Source organism: Williamsia sp. Y844 (assembly GCF_056786475.1).
Window position 1 is genome coordinate 637208 of the sequence record NZ_JBXCJB010000004.1, and the last position, 18268, is coordinate 655475.

The 18268-nt window shown below is 64.4% G+C and carries 16 protein-coding genes; 8 read left to right on the plus strand and 8 right to left on the minus strand.

Annotation, left to right across the window (positions count from 1 at the left end; genetic code table 11):
- Nucleotides 1–13: 13 nt before the first annotated feature.
- The 3 genes from AC1TQG_RS24125 to AC1TQG_RS24135 form a co-directional block, all read right to left on the minus strand.
- The gene (locus tag AC1TQG_RS24125) at nt 14–922 is read right to left on the minus strand and encodes a DNA-3-methyladenine glycosylase family protein (RefSeq protein WP_482140963.1); all 909 of its coding nucleotides are present in this window, start codon (nt 920–922) and stop codon (nt 14–16) included.
- A gap of 6 nt (nt 923–928) precedes the next feature.
- The gene (lpdA, locus tag AC1TQG_RS24130; RefSeq protein ID WP_482140964.1) at nt 929–2314 is read right to left on the minus strand and encodes a dihydrolipoyl dehydrogenase; all 1386 of its coding nucleotides are present in this window, start codon (nt 2312–2314) and stop codon (nt 929–931) included.
- Between the two features lie 96 nt (nt 2315–2410).
- Entirely contained in the window at nt 2411–2578 is a 168-nt protein-coding gene (locus AC1TQG_RS24135) for a hypothetical protein (protein WP_482140966.1), read from the minus strand.
- Nucleotides 2579–2757: 179 nt separating this feature from the next.
- On the opposite strand from AC1TQG_RS24135, the gene AC1TQG_RS24140 reads away from it, so the two are divergent.
- Nucleotides 2758–3951, plus strand: a complete 1194-nt coding sequence (locus AC1TQG_RS24140) for an oxidoreductase (protein ID WP_482140968.1) — start codon at nt 2758–2760, stop codon at nt 3949–3951.
- Here AC1TQG_RS24140 and AC1TQG_RS24145 read toward each other — a convergent pair.
- Both AC1TQG_RS24145 and AC1TQG_RS24150 read right to left on the minus strand, forming a co-directional pair.
- Nucleotides 3944–5761 (minus strand): FtsX-like permease family protein, encoded by a 1818-nt coding sequence (locus tag AC1TQG_RS24145; protein WP_482140970.1) that lies wholly within the window; start codon nt 5759–5761, stop codon nt 3944–3946. The two genes, AC1TQG_RS24140 and AC1TQG_RS24145, sit on opposite strands and share 8 nt — an antisense overlap.
- Nucleotides 5758–6471, minus strand: a complete 714-nt coding sequence (locus AC1TQG_RS24150) for an ABC transporter ATP-binding protein (RefSeq protein ID WP_482140972.1) — start codon at nt 6469–6471, stop codon at nt 5758–5760. Before AC1TQG_RS24150 ends, AC1TQG_RS24145 begins: the two co-directional genes overlap by 4 nt.
- Nucleotides 6472–6578: 107 nt before the next feature.
- On the opposite strand from AC1TQG_RS24150, the gene AC1TQG_RS24155 reads away from it, so the two are divergent.
- Nucleotides 6579–7865: a sensor histidine kinase gene (locus tag AC1TQG_RS24155; RefSeq protein ID WP_482140974.1), complete on the plus strand. Its 1287-nt coding sequence runs from the start codon at nt 6579–6581 to the stop codon at nt 7863–7865.
- Entirely contained in the window at nt 7844–8545 is a 702-nt protein-coding gene (locus AC1TQG_RS24160; protein WP_482140975.1) for a response regulator, read from the plus strand. Before AC1TQG_RS24155 ends, AC1TQG_RS24160 begins: the two co-directional genes overlap by 22 nt.
- 14 nt (nt 8546–8559) lie before the next feature.
- Here the strand turns inward: AC1TQG_RS24160 and AC1TQG_RS24165 are convergent, their stop codons facing one another.
- Both AC1TQG_RS24165 and AC1TQG_RS24170 read right to left on the minus strand, forming a co-directional pair.
- The gene (locus AC1TQG_RS24165; RefSeq protein ID WP_482141466.1) at nt 8560–9771 is read right to left on the minus strand and encodes an RNA polymerase sigma factor; all 1212 of its coding nucleotides are present in this window, start codon (nt 9769–9771) and stop codon (nt 8560–8562) included.
- Between the two features lie 42 nt (nt 9772–9813).
- Nucleotides 9814–10182: a YciI family protein gene (locus AC1TQG_RS24170; protein ID WP_482140977.1), complete on the minus strand. Its 369-nt coding sequence runs from the start codon at nt 10180–10182 to the stop codon at nt 9814–9816.
- Nucleotides 10183–10416: 234 nt separating this feature from the next.
- On the opposite strand from AC1TQG_RS24170, the gene AC1TQG_RS24175 reads away from it, so the two are divergent.
- From AC1TQG_RS24175 to AC1TQG_RS24195, 5 genes are read left to right on the plus strand one after another with little or no spacing between them, the layout of a single operon-like run.
- Complete coding sequence (locus AC1TQG_RS24175) at nt 10417–12459, plus strand: DNA/RNA non-specific endonuclease (RefSeq protein WP_482140979.1); 2043 nt, start codon at nt 10417–10419, stop codon at nt 12457–12459.
- Nucleotides 12460–12473: 14 nt separating this feature from the next.
- Nucleotides 12474–13421, plus strand: coding sequence for a M43 family zinc metalloprotease (locus AC1TQG_RS24180; protein ID WP_482140981.1), 948 nt, complete (start codon nt 12474–12476; stop codon nt 13419–13421).
- On the plus strand, nt 13418–13678 hold the full coding sequence (locus AC1TQG_RS24185) for a hypothetical protein (RefSeq protein WP_482140983.1): 261 nt from the start codon (nt 13418–13420) through the stop codon (nt 13676–13678). The genes AC1TQG_RS24180 and AC1TQG_RS24185 overlap by 4 nt, the downstream gene beginning before the upstream one ends.
- A 27-nt stretch (nt 13679–13705) precedes the next feature.
- Nucleotides 13706–14698 (plus strand): M28 family metallopeptidase, encoded by a 993-nt coding sequence (locus AC1TQG_RS24190; RefSeq protein WP_482140985.1) that lies wholly within the window; start codon nt 13706–13708, stop codon nt 14696–14698.
- A complete protein-coding gene (locus AC1TQG_RS24195) occupies nt 14695–16731 on the plus strand; it encodes a prolyl oligopeptidase family serine peptidase (protein WP_482140987.1) in 2037 nt (678 codons plus the stop codon). Before AC1TQG_RS24190 ends, AC1TQG_RS24195 begins: the two co-directional genes overlap by 4 nt.
- Nucleotides 16732–16752: 21 nt before the next feature.
- Here the strand turns inward: AC1TQG_RS24195 and AC1TQG_RS24200 are convergent, their stop codons facing one another.
- Nucleotides 16753–18231, minus strand: coding sequence for a DUF2079 domain-containing protein (locus AC1TQG_RS24200; RefSeq protein WP_482140989.1), 1479 nt, complete (start codon nt 18229–18231; stop codon nt 16753–16755).
- Nucleotides 18232–18268: the final 37 nt, after the last annotated feature.

The following is an 18268-nucleotide window of genomic DNA, read 5'->3' on the forward strand; positions in this document are numbered from 1 at the left end:
CGACTGTCCCGATTCAGAGGTCTCGATAGTCGCGGGTCGGCATCCGGGGAGCCCGCCTGGCGGGCATCGGCATGTACAACTCGATCAACCGGATCACCCGATAGCGATGTCCGGCATAGGGTTCGAGAAGTTCGAGCATCCCGTCATCGTCGACCCGTTTACCGATGAGCGTGCCGCCGACCATGGACGGATAGTGAAAGTCGCCCACCGGCACCGCATCGGCGTCCCCGACCGCTCGCACCCTGGTCTGCGCCGCGGTCCACGGCCCGATTCCGCGCAGCAGATGCAGTCGATCGGCCTTGCGCTCCACGTCGTAGCCGGCTGCGGAGACGATCGTGCGGCGTCTCGCCGGTTCTGCACCACTGGCATGCCATTCCCATTGCGGAATCTCACGCCACACCTGTTGCGGTGGTGGCACTCTCATACTCGGCGCGCCCGGTGCCGGCTCCCCGAACTTTTTCAGGATGTACCGCCATGACCGCCAGGCCTCGGCACCGGTCACCTTCTGTTCGAGCACCCCCGCCGCCAGCGATTCCCAGACCCGATCGGTGCGTCCGATGCGCAGCCCTCGTCCCTGACGCGCGAGCTTGGCGATGACGTCGTGATGGGGGACAAACTCCTCCGGGCTGTCCTGGCTGCCGAGCATTGTCGGCATGTGTTCGAGCAACCACGGACCACCCGGACCCCAAGCCCGCCCCAACACCTCGGCTCCGTGATGCGAAACCGCAAGCGTTCCAGGACCATCTGGAGTGTGAATCGCGCGCCAGATCGAACCGTTCGGCGCGAATCTGGTGGACGGATCACCACTTCCGCGACGATGCAGACCCAACGTGGCCCGCAGATCCAGCGGTCCGGGCGGCGTCCACAGCCTGGAAATGAATGAAGGGCCCGGCGAATTGTCGCCGGGCCCTTCATCGGTCATGAAAATCTACAGGTTGATCATGTGACCGATGGCGCCATGGAAGGTTTCCTGCATGGCCTCACTCATCGTCGGATGGGTGTGGACGTTGCGGGCCAGTTCCTTGGCCGTCAGGTCCCACTTCTGTGCCAGCGTCAGCTCGGGCAGCATCTCGGAGACGTTGTCGCCGACCAGGTGTCCACCGAGCAGTTCGTCGTTGGTCTTGTCGGTGATGAGCTTGACGAAACCGGTGGGTTCGCCGAGGCCGTGAGCCTTGCCGTTGGCGGAGAACGGGAAGGTGGTGACCTTCACGTCGAAGCCCTCGTCATTGGCCTGATCCTCGGTGAGACCGAAGGAAGCAACCTGCGGCTGACAGAACGTCGCCCGCGGCATCATCCGGTAGTCATCGATGACCATCGTCTCGGCTCCGCCGATGGTCTCGGCTGCGATGACGCCCTGGGCCTCGGCCACGTGGGCGAGCATCAGCTTCGCGGTGACGTCACCGATCGCATAGATGCCGTCGACGTTGGTCCGCATGTGACCATCGATCGCGATCGCGCCGCGATCGGTCAGCTCGACGCCGGTCTTGTCGAGGCCGAAACCTTCGACGCGTGGGGCGAAGCCCACCGACATCAGGACCTTGTCGACCGTGAGCTCACCGGCGTTGTCCTTGGCGTCGACGTACTTGACCACGACCTTCGAACCCTGGTCATCGATCGACTGCACCTTGGTGGAGGTGAGGACCTTGATGCCGAGCTTCTTGTAGGCCTTGGCCAGTTCCTTCGACGCGTCCTTGTCTTCGTTCGGAAGCACACGGTCGAGGAACTCGACGATGGTGACGTCGACTCCGTAGTTGGCAAGCACGTAGCCGAACTCCATGCCGATGGCACCGGCGCCGACGATCACGATCGAGCCGGGGAGTTCGCGGGTGAGGATCTGGTCCTCGTAGGTGACGACGTTGTCGGACAATTCGACGCCGGGCAGAAGCTTGACCACCGAGCCGGTACTGATGATCGCGTTGTCGAACGTGATCTCCCGATCGCCGACCTTGATCGTCTTGGGCCCGACGAACTCGCCGAACCCGTCGATCTCGGTGATCTTGTTCTTCTTCATCAGGAAGTGGACACCCTTGACCATCCGGTCCGCGACCGAGCGACTGCGATCAAACGCAGCACCGAAGTCGAAGGTCACATCCCCCGACATGCCGAAGGTCTTCGCCTGATGGTTGAAGATATGTGCCAGCTCGGCGTTGCGCAGCAACGCCTTGGACGGGATGCAGCCCACGTTGAGGCAGACACCGCCCCAGTACTTCTCTTCGATTACGGCGGTTTTAGCCCCGAGTTGCGCCGACCGGATCGCGGCGACGTAACCTCCCGGACCTCCGCCAAGGACAACTGTGTCAAAGTGTTCAGCCACGCGCTCTACCCTACGTCGCTGCACTTCGGCGCGCTGACACATACCCCCTAGCCAGAGCGTGATTCACATGAACGACACGTAGCGACCGATCAGCGATCATCCAGCGGGGATCCACAACCACAGGTCCCGCGGCGACATCAGCGCGGCGTACCCGCCACCACCATCGGCGAACTCCTGGCCCTCGGGGTCGGCGGGCAGGGCGTCGAGCCAGTCGTCACGGCCCGAATCAGAGGGTCGAAGATGCCGCTTGTGCTGTGCTTTCATGTCAAGCCCCTTGCGTCTGCAGTTCGCGACCACGCCGCCGGTAGCGGCGTCCGTGCGCCGCGGCGAATCGGACCTCCACGCGCTATTCGTCACCCGACCCCGGCCGGATGGAATCATCAGATAGTCGGAACTAGAACCTGTTCTTGTTCGTCGTTCAATTGGGAGATACCCTCAGCAGGGTGCAGCCCACACCGTTTGCCCCCGCGTCGCTCGGTCCGCTCAAACTCCGCAACAGGATCATCAAATGCGCCACGTTTGAGGGGGCAACACCTGATGCCCTGGTGACACCCGAACTCATCGAGTTCCACCGAGAGGTTGCCGCAGGCGGTGTCGCGATGAACACCGTCGCCTACTGCGCGATCTCGCCCGAAGGCCGCACCGACCGCCACCAGATCTGGATGCGCCCGGAGGCCGTGCCCGGCCTGATCGACCTGACCGAGGCAATACACGCCGAGGGAGCCCTCGCCGCAGCTCAGCTCGGGCATGCAGGCCCGGTCGCGAACTCCATCTCAAATCAGGCCAAAGCCCATGCCCCGTCCCGCATTCCAGCTCCGATGGGCATGGCGCTGTGTAAAAAGCTCACCACCGACGACATCGCCGACTCTGTGCTGAAGTACCGGCGGGCCGCCCGGCTCGCGGTCGACAGCGGTTTCGACGGACTAGAACTCCACTTCGGTCACAACTATCTGGCCAGCTGTTTTCTGAGCCCATTGCTGAATCGCCGCCACGACGAGTACGGCGGATCGCTGGTCAACCGGGCGCGGTTCTGCCGCGAGATCACCGAAGCCGTCCGCGACGAGGTCGGCGACGATGTGGCGATCTGGGCCAAACTCAGCATGTACGACGGCTTCCCGGGTTCCTTCGGTGTCGACGAGGCGTGTGAGGTCGGCCGCATGTTCGAGTCCGACGGTTTTCTCGATGCCATCGAACCGACCGCGGGCAGTTCGCTGCTCAACCCGATGTACCTGTTCCACGGCGAGGTACCGCGCAAAGAGTTCTCCGATGCCTTCCACGGTGCGATGCGCTGGGGCCTCAAAGCGGTTGCCCCGTTCTTCCTGAAGAAGTACGACTACGAGCCCGCCTACCTGCTGCCCCTCTCGCGCCAGTTGCGTGAAGCGGTGTCGATGCCGCTGATCCTGTTGGGCGGCATCACCGATCGTGCATCGATGGATCTCGCGCTCGCCGAAGGCTTCGACTTCGTTGCCATGGGCCGGGCGCTCCTTCGCGAGCCCGACCTCATTCTGCGCATCGAGGCCGATCCGACAACGGTCTCCAAATGCGTGCACTGCAACCTGTGCATGCCGACCATCTATTCGCGTACCCGCTGCCCGGTCCGCACCGGCGAGGTCTCGGAAGCCGAAGCCGTCAGCTGACCTCACTGCGGATCTGATTTCTCGACGCGACGGTCGCCGCGCAGGTCGTCAGAAGACCGCCGACGAGGCCCAGTGCGACGAGCCCGAAGAACTCGGGCCGCAGGAACACCTCGAGTCCGTCGTGCAACACCATCTGACGGACGAACGCACCCATACCCACCCCGATCACCGCGCCGGCGATGCAGGCCGCCGCCACCGTGGCTATCACTTCGTAGCGGACCATCGCCACCACCTGGTCCGGTTCGAACCCGAGTCGACGTGCCAGCCGGAACTCCCCGCCACGCACCGAGGTCCGCATCATCACCGTGTTGACCATCGACAACAGCCCGTACAGGCAGGGCGGTACCAGCAAGACCGCCAGAACGATCGTGTTCTCGTCCCGGATCTCTCCGGTGGTCGCGGCAATCCACTCCTGCGGGCTCATCGCACCGGGAAAGTTCTCGACCGCCGCCTCTCCGCTGAGAAACGAGTACTCCACACCGGCCTGCGCATCGTGTGCCGCGACCTCGTCACGCGACATCACAAAGGGTGGTGCCACCCCGGCGTCGTCATTGATCAACGCCACCACGCGCAACTTCTGCTCAAAACCGTCGGGCATTCGCACGGTCAGCACCGACCCCACACCCAGCCCCCGATCGGACGCCTCGAACTCCCCGATCGCAACGGTCCCGGGTCCGAGTTCGTCCAAGGCGCCGGCGCGCCCGGCATCGCGCCACGTCTGCGCGTATGCCTGCGGGTCGATACCCATCACCCCAGCCGACGCGGTCATGTAATCACCGAACAGGGTGAACTCGGAGAGCAGCGGACTGTCGACCGAGATACCCGGCTGCGACTGCGGCACCACCGGACCGGACACCACAACATCGGCCATCAGATCCCGCTGCAATGCGCGTTCAGCGAGCACTTCGGACGTGTCGATCGTGAACGCCAACCCCCCGGAGATCGCGATCATGGCGATGACCGGTGCGGCCAGTGCCGCCACGGCGGGTGCCGAGGTCCGGGTATTGAGGCGCGCTGCGTATGCCACCGGATCGAACCTCGACGACGGCTGCAGCATTATCGCCGCCAACCGAGGCAGCAACCAGGGCGACCAGGCTACAACCATGGAGGTCAGCAGTGGTGGTGCACAAATGCCGACCAGCATCGCCTGCACCGGTGCATCCGGTCGGACGGCGGCGATCAGGGCGATTCCACTGATGCCACAGCATGTTCCGAGCACCAGCCGCCAGAGCGACCGCGGCTGCGTGTTCATGTCGGCAGCACGAAGCGCCGCCAACGGTGAGATCCTCGCGGCCCTGCGAGCCGGCAGATATCCGCCCAGCGCTGCCGCCGTCCCGCTGACGATGCCTGCAGACACGATGGCAGGCCAGACCCCCGTCACGGACAGGGTTGTCTCCGTCAGACCCCAATGATGTGCTGCGGCAAACAGGATCGGCGCTGCGGCCAGGGCCAGCAGGCTTCCGACCCCGGCGGCCACCAGCGCCAAAAGCAGCATCTGGGTCAACTCCCCCAGCACAATCCGGGACCCAGATGCCCCCAGCAGCCGGAGCAACCCGAGTTCGCGCCGTCGCAGTCGCACCATGAACGAGCACGATGTCATCACCACGCTGACCGTCATGAATCCGCAGATCATCGCCACGTAGCCCAGGAGCACGCCGAAGTCGCTGCTCCGGCCAGTCTGTTCTTGGTATTGCGCATCTGCGGACAGGCAGATCGTGGTGGCTGCCACCAACATTGATCCGAACACCAGCGAGATGAACAGACCGAGGTAGAGCAGCGGCTGCTCACGAATCGCGCGAACCCCGGTCATCGAATCGCGCCGGCCGCGCGAGGGTATTCCCTCGAGACGATGCGTCCGCCATCGAGGCGCAACACCTCGTCGGCCCACGCGGCCGCGTCTTCATCGTGGGTCACCATCACCAACGTCATCCCCAAGGTGTCGACGGCACGGCGAAGCAGTCCGAGTACGGCTGTGGCGGTGGGCCTGTCGAGAGCACCGGTTGGCTCGTCGGCGAACAGCACCCCGGGCGTGGCGATCATGATGCGGGCGATGGCGACCCGCTGTTGCTGACCACCGGACAACTCCATGGGCCTGCGACGTTCGAGACCACCCAGGCCCACCTCTTCCAAGGCATCGCGAACCTCTGCCGAATCATGGCGACGCCCGGACAACCGGCCCGGCAAAGTCAGGTTCTCGCCGACCGTCAGACCGGGCATGAGGTTGTAGTCCTGAAAAATGAAGCCGACGTGGTCGCGACGCATTCTGGTCAGGGCTCGTTCCCCCATGCCGTCGAGCCGCATCCCGCAGAGCGCGACGCTCCCCGTGCTCGGCTGTTCCAGTCCCGCCAGGCAGTGCAGCAGCGTCGACTTGCCACATCCGGACGGACCCATCACCGCGGTGAATGTGCCCGAGCCGAAAACATGATTGATGCCGGTCAATGCCGGCACCGGCTGACGGCGGGTTCCGAAGGACTTGGTGAGCGCATGTACGCGAACATCATTGAGTGGTTGTGTGGTCACCTTGTCGATTCCATCGGACCGGAGCGCTCCGGTCAGTAGCCTGTGCGTCCGAGATAAGTAGCGTGTGCGCTACCCCGGTCGTCATCGGCGTCGCATAGATTGACTTTGTGCCAGAGGCCATGACAACGGCCGGAGCGACCCTCCGTCGATACCCCCTGCGGTTCGCCGTGGGAGCGTGGCCGTGGCGTGCCCTTTTCTATGTGATCACCAGCGCCATCAGCGGTCTGGTCCTGATGCTCATACTCGGTTCGGTCCTGTTCATCGGTGTCGTCACTCTGCCGTTGATCGTCGGGTTCTTCGTGCTGCGCGAAGTGCCGCTACTGGTCAGTGCTGCCGCCGAGGTCGAACGCAAACGCCTTCAGCTACTCGACGCCGGCTCGGAGACGCGGTTGTTCCGGATCCGTAAACAGGAGCCCTTGTCCGCGCGCGAGTATCTGACGTTGCTCCGTTCGTGGCGACTGCAGTGGCGCGAGGTCGTGTTCGCGATGCTCCTGACGGCAACGTGGTTCGTCGACTGCGCAGTGTTGCTCCTCGGCCCAGTTCTGGGCGTGGCACTGCTGATTTCTCCCTGGGCGGTAGAGGATTCAGCTCCGGTCACCTTCGGTTCCTGGTCCGCTTCCACGGCTGGGGAAGCATGGATCCTCGCGGCGGTGGGGGTCATCTGGTTCGCCGCTTCAGTCCTGTACCTGATCCCGTCCTATGCGATCGTCAGAGCCGCACCGGCACGGATCCTGCTCGACCCCGATGACAGCGACCTCCGCTCGGAGATCAGCAGGCTCCGAGCGTCGCGACTTGATCTCGTGACCGCGTTCGCCACCGAACGCAGCCGGATCGAAGGGCAACTACACGACGGTGTTCAGCATCGCCTGGTGGCTCTGACGATGACGCTGGGACTGGCCGAGGTCAAGGCAGACGAAGGCCCGGTCCGTGACCTGATCATGCGGGCCCACCGCGAGGCAGATCTGGCCCTGAGTGATCTACGCGACGCGGTCCGCGGCATTTCGCCGCAGGTATTGGCCGCCCACGGACTCGACGCAGCGGTTCGCGAACTCGCCGGGCGCACACCGATTCCGGTGGCAGTGCAACTGGACACCGGTCGATCACGGCTTCATGAGGCCGTCGAGGACTGCTCGTATTTTGTTGTCGCCGAATCGATATCGAACGCTCTCAAGCACTCCGATGCCACGTCGATCACTGTCACCGGAACCGCGTCCACCGAACACTGGATGTTGCGGATCACCGACAACGGTGTCGGTGGGGCCGACCAGAGCGGCGGGCACGGCATCGCCGGGCTCGCGATCCGCTGCACCGCGATCGGCGGCACACTGGAGGTCGTCAGTCCCGACGGCGGCCCGACAGAGGTGAAAATACTGTGCCCGCTCACTCCGAATTGAACGCCGCCGGCGGACTGACCGTCGTGCTGGGCGAGGATTCGTTACTCCTGCGTGAGGGCATCGCAGCGATTCTGGCGCACGCCGGCCACGAAATCGTCGCCCAGGTCGGCGACGGTGATGCCGTGGTGTCAGCGGCACGGGCGCTGCGCCCAGACCTCGTCATCACTGACGTCCGAATGCCGCCGACACATACCGACGAAGGGTTGCGGGCGGCGGCCGCACTGCGTACAGAATTCTCGGATATGGGAATCCTGGTGCTCTCGCAGTATGTGGCGGCCGCATACCTACCCGAACTGATCAGTTCATCCACTGGTGGCGGGGTGGGCTACCTCCTGAAGGATCGCGTCGGACACGTGCAATCGTTTCTGCAATCGGTCACCGAGGTGGCAGGCGGGGCCACGATCATCGACCCCGATGTGGTGCGCCAGTTGGTGGGCAATCATGGTGCGGGCGGGCCGATCTCACAGCTGACCGGGCGTGAGCAAGAAGTGCTGTCGCTGATGGCCCAGGGCCGGACCAACGGGTCGATCGCAACCGAACTGTTCGTCAGTGAAGCCGCGATCCGCAAACATGTCGGGGCGATCTTCAGCAAACTCGACCTCGTGGCCGAACCGGGATCGGGCACAGACAGACGGGTGACCGCGGTCCTGACCTATCTGCGTGAGATCACCGATCAATAGCCGGCTACGCACGCTCATCGTGGTTCCAGCTCGCTGAGCCGACGGTCGAGATATCTGCGCTGCGCGGGATCGGTGGTCAGAGAGATGGCCTTGGCGAACGCATCCCGGGCCTCGGCTGTTCTGCCGAGTTGCCCGAGCAGGTGCGCGCGAGTGCTCCATGCCGGCTGAAAGTGGCCGGTCCGGTCCGCGATCTGCTCGAGTAGGTCCAACCCCACCGCCGGGCCGTCGACCTCCGATGTCACCGCGGCAAGTGCGACAGTGCTGCCCAGTGTCGGTGCGACCGTGTCGAGTACCCGGTACAGATCACGCAGGACCCACCAATCGGTGGTTCCCAGCTCGCGACGGGCGATGTGCACCGACTCGATCGCGGCTTCGAGTTGGAAGCGTCCGAGCACACCGCAACCGTGCGCGGTGCGTAGATGCGCCTGCCCACGTTCGATGAGCGAGCCATCCCACCGCCCGACATCCTGTTCGGCCAGCGGGACCAGGGCGCCGTCCGAGCTGTAGCGAGCCGGTAGCCGGGCATTGGACAGGCAGATCAGGGCCGCGAGTCCATGCGCCTCGGCCGAGATCTCCCGCCCTTCCGACGGCGCCAGTTCGGCCAGTGTTTCGGCCAGATACAGCGCCTCGGTGGTCAGACCGTCCCTGCGTTGGGTTCCGCTGCTGTGCCAGTCGATGGCAAAAGTGCCATAGACGGCTTCGGCGACCGCTGGCATCCTTTCCGCAAGCACGGTCCGGTCCGGAATTCGGAAAGGTATGCCCGCCTGTTTGATTCGGCGTTTGGCACGAACCAGACGCGCGGCCAGCGTCGCAGTGGGCATCGCCAGTGCCCGGCCGATCTGTTCGGCGGTGAAGCCGAGCACCGTGTTCAACATCAGCGGGGTGTGCACAGCCGGGTTGATGGCCGGGTGCGCACACACCAGCATCAGCGCCAGACGTTTGTCCCCGATGGCATCGGGGTCGACGCCATCGAGATGTACGCCGGCGTGGCGATCCGGTTCCAGCACAACCGAATTGCGGTAGGCCGCGGATTTCCAGCGGTCCCGTTGCCGATTGCGGGCGACCGCGAGGATCCATCCGTCCGGGTTGTCGGGCACCCCTACGCGCGGCCACCGCGTCAGGGCCCGCTCGAAGGCGTCGGCCAGCGCATCTTCGGCTGCCTGCACATCACCGTCGGCGGCGGCCAGCAGCGCCAGCAACCGTCCGTAGGACGTGCGCGCGGTCATCGCCGCACGCACGTCCACCTCGGTCCTGGGCTCGGGCACGGCTCAGACCCAGCGGCCGTCCACCAGCGAGATCCCGACCGGACGCACCTCGATCACGCCGTACTGGGTTCCCGGGCATTTCTCGGCCCACGCGAGCGCGGCGTCCAGGTCGGGCACGTCGATCACGAACACCCCCGCCAAAGCCTCCTTCGTGTCGGCGAACGGGCCGTCCTGGATCTGCAGGCTGCCGTCTCGCCGGGTCACCGTCGTCGTGGCCGCCACCGACTGCAGGATCTCCCCGGCAACCAGCACGCCGGCTGAGGCCAGCGCATTACCGTAGACGCCGAATGCTTCCTGCATCTGGGCGATGTCGTCGTCGGAGATCTCACCCTCTGCGGGCTCCTGGTTGTTCAGAAGTAGTGCGTATCGCATCGTCTGACTCCTCACATCTCATCCATTGTGGTCCGCATTCGGCGGTCCATCACGGTGATGACGATTGACGAGCCCCCAATTCGACACGTCCTCGATCGGGATCACGTAGTGCCGGGTCGCGGATTCGAGTAGCGGACTACGCGTGCGCCGACCGCGGGATCGCGGGATTCTCGAATCACGCCACCACCTCGACGCAAGCGAAGACCCTCAACCCGAACCCGACCAGGACATGCCATGACAATCGTCCAGCCGCAGTCCGATGAACTCACGCAATCACACCGCAGCGCATTCGACTCCGAAAACCGACTTCAGACCGACGCCGCCGCGCGAAGAATCGCGGAACGACAGGGCAAACGCAGCGGCAACGAGGACGCAGTGTCCCGCGGCCACCTCGCCGACGCCGATTCGGCGGCCCGGATCACCAATCGCCTGGCCCGGATCACCCGCTACTACGCTCCCGACTCAGCACCTCTCACACCCGAACCCACCATCGCCAGGGGTGTGGACCGGGCAGCAGATGTCCTCGACATGGAGGGTGCCGATCTCGAGAAGATCATCAACTCCCCCGACTTCCTCAGCGTCCGATACCTCGACGAAGGTGTGATTTCATCGCGGTCGGTTGGTCGCGTGAACATCGGTGTCAGGTCAGGTCGGCCAAGTGGCTACGGCACCGGATTCCTCGTCACCCCATCGCTGCTCTTGACCAATCACCATGTGCTGCCGGACGCAGACACGGCCCGGACGAGTCAGATCGAGTTCAACTACCAGGACGGGGCGGGCGGTGTTCCGCTGTCCGGCGCATCATTCAGCTTTGCACCCGACCGTTTCTTCCTGGCCGACCGCCAACGTGATTTCGCGCTGGTTGCCGTCGACGCCCCGGCACCGGAGTTGGCGACATTCGGATTCAACCGGCTCACCTCCGCACAGGGCACGGTCATCGTCGGCGAATCCGTCACCATCGTTCAACATCCCGGTGGCCGCAGGAAGCAGATCGTGTTGCGCGAGAACAAACTCGTCGACATCCCCGATGGATTTGTCCACTACTCCGCGGACACCGAACCCGGTTCATCGGGCTCTCCTGTTTTCAACGACCAGTGGGAAGTTGTTGCGCTGCATCATGCCAGCGTGCCCGCCCCCGAGCAGACGCGGTTCGGCGGCTACCTGAACGAAGGAGTCCGGATCAGCAGCATCCTGGCCCATCTGCGATCACAGCCCCTGACGGCCGCGCAGACGGAACTCGTCGGCGCGCTGCTCGGCGACGGGGTGTCATCGTCGCCGGCGCGCAGCCCGGGCGAGGGCGAACCGGGCCACGGCGAGGCGCAATCCGTGAACACCGCCACGACGATCCGGGTGCCGGTGGAGATCACCGTGCATCTCGACGGCACCGCCACGACGATCAGGGCCGATGTGGGCACCGTGAACACCGGCACCGGCACCGGCACCGGCACCGAGGCAATCTCGATCGACCCCGACTACACCACCCGCGATGGTTACGACCCCCGATTCCTGACCCGGCCGGTACCGCTACCCACACTCACCGATGCCGTCAAACCGGTTGCTTCTCAAGAACTTCGGTACCACCACTTCAGCGTGATGATGCATCGCCCACGCCGGATGGCACTGTTCACGGCCGTCAACATCGACGGCCGCCAGGCGAACGATCCACCCCGCGAATCGGACCGGTGGATTCGTGATCCACGTATCGCCGCCGGCGAACAAACCGACGAAGCCCTCTACCGCGACAACCCACTCGACCGAGGGCACCTGGTACGGCGCCTCGACCCGGCGTGGGGGCCGCAGGCGAAAGCCGCCAATGACGACACATTCCACTTCACCAATTGCACCCCGCAACATCATGATTTCAATGCGGGCAGCACACTGTGGGTGGGTCTGGAGGACTACCTCCTGCGTAGCGCCCAGAACAACGCACTCAAGGTGAACGTTCTGACCGGCCCGATATTCGCCGACGACGACCCGCCATATCGCGGATTCAAACTACCCAGACAATTCTGGAAAGTCGCGACGATGGTCAAGGGCGATGGCACACTGTCGGCCACCGGCTACCTCCTCAGCCAGGAAGCACTTCTGGACGAATTCGCCACCGCGCCTGAAGCTTTTGCCTTTGGCGCGTACCGTACCTACCAGGTTCCGGTCCGCAGGATCGCAGGAGCATCCGGCCTCGACCTGAGCGCCTACATCGGTTCCGATCCGCTGGAGCACATCGAAAGCTCGCACACCGCACGAGAACTCATCCGCACCGCAGACCTCATCCTCTGATCGGAGAACGCGTCATGACCACCATCGAACCCCCGACCACGCGCCTGTGCGGGGCCATGCCCGAACATCGTAGATTGCTCACCGAATCGGCGGACTATCGTCGGGCGCGGGCAGAACTCGAAACCACAACCATCGAACTCGAAGCCCTCGAACGACTCAGCACCGAGATCGTCCACATTCCCATGGTCGTGCATGTGGTTGCCCGCACCGACGCCGAGAACATCTCCGATGCTCAGATACACAGCCAGATAGAGGTTCTCAACCGCGACTACCGTGCCACCAACGACGACATCGATCGGGTCCCGGAGTTTTTCAAAGACCGGGTCGGCGACGCCCGCGTGGAGTTCTCGCTGGCCACCTCCGACCCGGAGGGCAACCCGACGACCGGTATCACCCGCACATCGACCCAACACGCGACGTTCAATACCGACAACGCGATCAAGTTCACCTCCAGAGGTGGCATCGACGCCTGGCCCACCGACCGGTATCTGAACGTGTGGGTCGGCCTCCTCGGTGGCGGATTGCTCGGATACGCGCAATTCCCCGGCGGACCCGCGGACACCGACGGTGTGGTGATCACCCACACCGCGTTCGGCACCACCGGAACCGCCACATCGCCGTTCGATCTCGGCCGCACCGCCACCCACGAGATCGGGCACTATCTCAACCTGTTCCACATCTGGGGCGACGACGGGAGCGGTTGCGGCGGCACCGACGAGGTCTCCGACACACCGAATCAGGGGTCGGAGAACACCGGGAAACCGTCGTATCCACACGTCAGTTGCAACAACGCCCCGCACGGCGACCTGTTCATGGACTACATGGACTACACCGACGACGATTCGATGGTGATGTTCACCGCCGGGCAGGTGAGCCGGATGCGCGCCAGCCTCGACACCGCCCGGTCAGCGCTGGTGACGGCCGGGAGTGCGGGCGTCGGCGCAGGCTCCCCGACCCCGTGACCGCCGTGGCCGACCAGCGCTGGTGGCATTCATTCGAAGAAGACCACGACGATGTGGCCGTCTACCGACCCGACGGTTTCGAGTTCCCGCCTGCCAGAGGCCGCCGTGGCCTCGAGATCGAGCCTGACGGATCGGTGATCGAGCTCGGTCTCGGCCGCGACGACGTACCCGGACAGCGGTTGCACGAATCGACCGGATCTCCGGCACCCGAGATCGTTCACCGCGACAGTCAGCGGATCGAGGTCCGACGGCCATAACGGGACCGGAACCGAAAGGAATCTGCCATGCATACCGAAGACACCATCGCAGTCCAGCGTGAACCGACCTGCCGACGAGCAGCGGCGCTGCGCATCGCGCCCACCATCGAACATCCGCCGATGGTCAGGGCCGTGCCGGATCCTGAGATCGCCGCCATTCTCTCGGCGTTGTCGGGCTCCCGCTACAGCCGGTTCCTGTCGACCATCACCACCCCGGTCACCCGGCATTCGCTGAGTCCGGAGTTCCGGTCCACCATGTATTTCGCGGCCACCGAACTCGAGGGTGCCGGATACCAGGTGTACCGCGCACCGGTCGCGGTCGGCGAGGGCTCGAGTGCGAACCTCATCGCTCACCTACCCGGAACCGGTCCCGAACCACGCGACCTGATCCTGGCCACCGCACACCTGGATTCTGTCAACGAGGCCGGACGCGCGCATCCGGCACCGGGCGCCGACGACAATGCATCGGGCTCGGCCGGAGTCCTCGAACTCGGAGCGGTTTTGGCCGGTCGTACGTGGCACCACGATGTGGTGCTCATCCTGTTCGGTGGTGAAGAGCAGGGTTTGCTGGGGAGCATCGATTACGTAGAGACGCTCGCGCCGGAAGTCCGCAACCGGATCGCCGCCGTCATCAACATGGACATGATCGGCCGCAAGAACTCGGCCACACCCGGCGTCATGATCGAAGGTGGGCAGAACTCGCAGGCGTTGATGAACGACCTGGTGGCGGCCGCCGGTACCTATACCCAGTTGTCGGTGTCCACGTCGTTGAACCCGTTTGCCAGCGACCACGTGCCGTTCATCGATGCCGGGATCCCCGCGGTCCTCACCATCGAAGCCGATGACCGGGCCAATACGGACGTGCACAGCGACCGCGACACCCTCTCGACCGTCGACTCCTCGCTGGCCATGGAGATCTTGCGCATGAACCTGGCAGTCCTGGCCACCCGCCTCGGCCCCCTGAGCACCGGACCGCTGGTGAACGTCGAGCGCGCCGGTGCGGCAGACTGGTCGGCGTGAGTTATTCCGACCCCTACCTCTGGCTCGAAGATGTGACCGGCGATGACGCCCTGACCTGGGTGCGTGAGCACAATCAACCCACCCTCGATCGCCTCACCACCGGAACCCGTTTTTCGGAACTGCAAGCCGCCGCCCTTGAAGTCTTCGACACCGACGACCGCATCGCGTATGTCCGACGGCGCGGCGACCACCTCTACAACTACTGGCGTGACGCCGCCAACCCGCGTGGTCTGTGGCGGCGCACCACGTTGGAGCAGTACCGCACCGATTCCCCCGAATGGGATGTGCTGATCGACCTCGACGCCGTCGCCGCCGTCGAAGACGAGAACTGGGTCTGGAAGAGCGCCCTGGTTCTGCGTCCGGCCCATGAGCGGGCACTGATCCTGCTCTCGCGTGGTGGGGCCGACGCCTCGGTCGTGCGCGAGTTCGACATGGTCTCGAGAAAATGGATCGATTCCGCCGACGGTGGGTTCACCCTGCCGGAAAACAAATCCGATATCGACTGGATCGACGACGACACCGTCTACGTCGGCACCGATTTCGGAACCCACTCCGACGGCAAACCGGCGCTCACCCACTCCGGATACCCCCGCGTCGTGAAGCGCTGGACCCGAGGAACGCCACTCGAATCAGCTGACACCGTATTCGCCGGATCTGTTGAAGACGTTGCAGTACAGGCGATGTACGACGACACACCCGGGTTCGAACGACATTTCGTTGTCCGGTCGACCGACTTCTTCCACCAGGAGTTCTATCTCGTCGGAGACGACGCGGAACCGACGCTGATCGATGTCCCCACCGATGCACACACCAGCGTTCACCGTCAGTGGTTGCTGGTGTTCACCCGCTCGCCATGGGAATTGAGCGAGTCTCAGACGTACCCAACCGGGACGCTGCTGGTCTTCGACCACGATGCGTACCTGACCGGGAATCGCGAAGCGACAGTACTGTTCTCACCCGACGACCACACGAGCCTCCAGAATTTCTCGTTCACGTCCAAGCATCTGGTTCTGGTGACCTTGCGTGACGTACAGACACAGGTCCGTCTGCTCTCGGTGTCCGACTGGTCGGTCTCCGAACTCGCCGGACTTCCGGAGTTGGCCACCATCTCGGTTCTGGACACCGATCCCGACCACAGCGACGAACTGTTCCTGTCGGCCAGCAGCTTCACCACCCCACCGAGCCTGCTGCACGGGTCGAGCACCGATGGCGTCGCCCCGATCAAGCAGTCACCCGCACTGTTCGACACGAGCAATGTGACTGCCTCCCAGTTCTTTTCGACGTCGGATGACGGGACCCAGATCCCGTACTTCGTGGTCAAACGCGACGACGTGGATTCGGGACCGACCCTGCTGTACGGCTACGGCGGATTCGAGAACTCGCTGACACCGAGCTACGGCGCGGTCTCCGGTCGCAGCTGGGTGGAGCGCGGCGGCATCTACGTCATCGCCAACATCCGGGGTGGCGGCGAATACGGACCGACCTGGCACACCCAGGCCCAACTCGCAGGCCGCCACCTCGTCTACGAGGACTTCGCCAGTGTCGCAAAGGATCTGATCGCACGCGGCCTGACCGCCAGTGAGCAACTGGCAGCGCAGGGCGGATCCAACGGCGGCCTGCTGATGGGCGTGATGCTCACCAGCTACCCGGAACTGTTCGGCGCCCTGGTCTGCCAGGTCCCACTGCTCGACATGAAGCGCTACCACCTGCTGCTCGCCGGCGCCTCCTGGGTCGCCGAGTACGGCGACCCCGACGACCCGGAGCAGTGGGAGTTCATCTCGAAATACTCTCCGTACCAACTACTCCGCAAAGATGCCGACTATCCCAAGCTCCTGATGACGACGTCGACCCGCGACGATCGCGTGCATCCCGGCCACGCCCGCAAGTTCGTCGCCCGGATGGAAGAACTGGGGCATTCGGTGAGCTACTACGAGAACATCGAGGGTGGCCACGGCGGCGCCGCCGACAACAAGCAGGCGGCCTTCAAATCAGCACTGGCCTATGAGTTCCTCTGGGAGAGCATCAGCGACTGAGTCCCTGCTGCACCGGCCCGATCAGCGCCGGTGCAGCAGCACCACGCCCCCACGGTCGTCGACCACACGGTACTGACCACCGGCTTCGATCTGCTCCAGTTCTTTGCGAACACCATCGGGACTGGTCGGGAACATGTTGTAGGTGTTCGTGTCGACCATGATCCACTCCGGGACGGAACGGTCACGATCCAACCGCGGGAACAGCGTCACCTCGTAGTCGGAAACAAGGCGCGGCGCAACGTTGTTGGTTGCGGCGACCGATTCACCGTCCGGGATCTCACGGGCGAGTGATTCCACCGACTGCGCAACTGTGGCCGGGGTGTAGAAATCGCCCTCGGCAAGTCGGTGCAGCGGGCCACCCGCGGCCAGCGCCACCGCGATCACCGCGGCCCCGGCGGCGAACCCGGTGACCACCCGCCGCGACCGGCCCTGCCTGCGCAATGACATCAGGGCATCGATCATCGCGACGAACATGATCGGCATCAAGATCGCGTCGTAGTGGTAGTCGTCGGACCAGTAGAGGTGATTGGTGCTCCAGAATCGCCATGCGATGGTCGGGACCGCTATCAGTGCGATCGGCGAACGCACCGCGAGGAACAGCGTGATCACCAGCAGCATGAAGGCGGTCGAGGCGCGCGCATCTCCGGCGGCAAATCCGAGGAGGAACTCCTTGACCCCCTCGGCAGGCGACTCGGCGAACTTCGTCCCATAGGAATAGTCGCCGCTGCTGAACGCGGGAACGAACACCTTTGTCGCCAGGACCGTCCAGAGCACACCCCAGACCGCGGTGGCGGCCGCCCAGCGGTAAGCCTGCGGACCACATCGCCACGCAACTACGGCCGCGAGCACGGCAACGGTCAACCCGAGATCTTCTTTGCAGAAGACCAACGGCAGCGCATAGAGCAACGCGGCGCGCCACCGCTCCTCGACGATGGCAACCATGCTGAAGGCCAGAAGTGGCACGGCCAGCGCGATCTCGTGGAAGTCGAAGGCCAGCGCGTGGGCGATACCCCAGGAAAGCCCGTACGCGAGCGCGATCAGAACACCCACGGCAACACCCAGCTGCCGGGTCGCCAATCGCACGATGGGTATCGCCGCCAGCGCAAAGAGCAACGCCTGGACCACCAGCAGCGTGATCGGCGTCGGAAAGACCCGGTAGATCGGCCCGATGAGGGCGATCCAGGGCTGGAAGTGGTCGCCCATCAAGTTGATGCCGGTGCCTTCGAGCGGCACGATCGGCGCTTCGAAGTGGCCGTAGGCGCGCACTGCCTGGGTGAATATGCCCAAGTCCCAACCGGTGTATCCGAGCCGCTCGAAGCGCCTGACCGAATAGACGATGTACACGACCGCCAACCCGGCGAACGCGGCGAACGCCAACACCCATGGCGCGTTCCAGCGCCGCGGATCGGCGAGTTGCTCTCGTTTTGTGCGGCGGGGCGACCGTTCGCCGAGCCCATCTCCGGTCACGTCACTGGTGTCCGCCACGATGGATGAAGGCATTTTGCCACCGTAGCGTGGCTCGATGCCCTATGCGTCG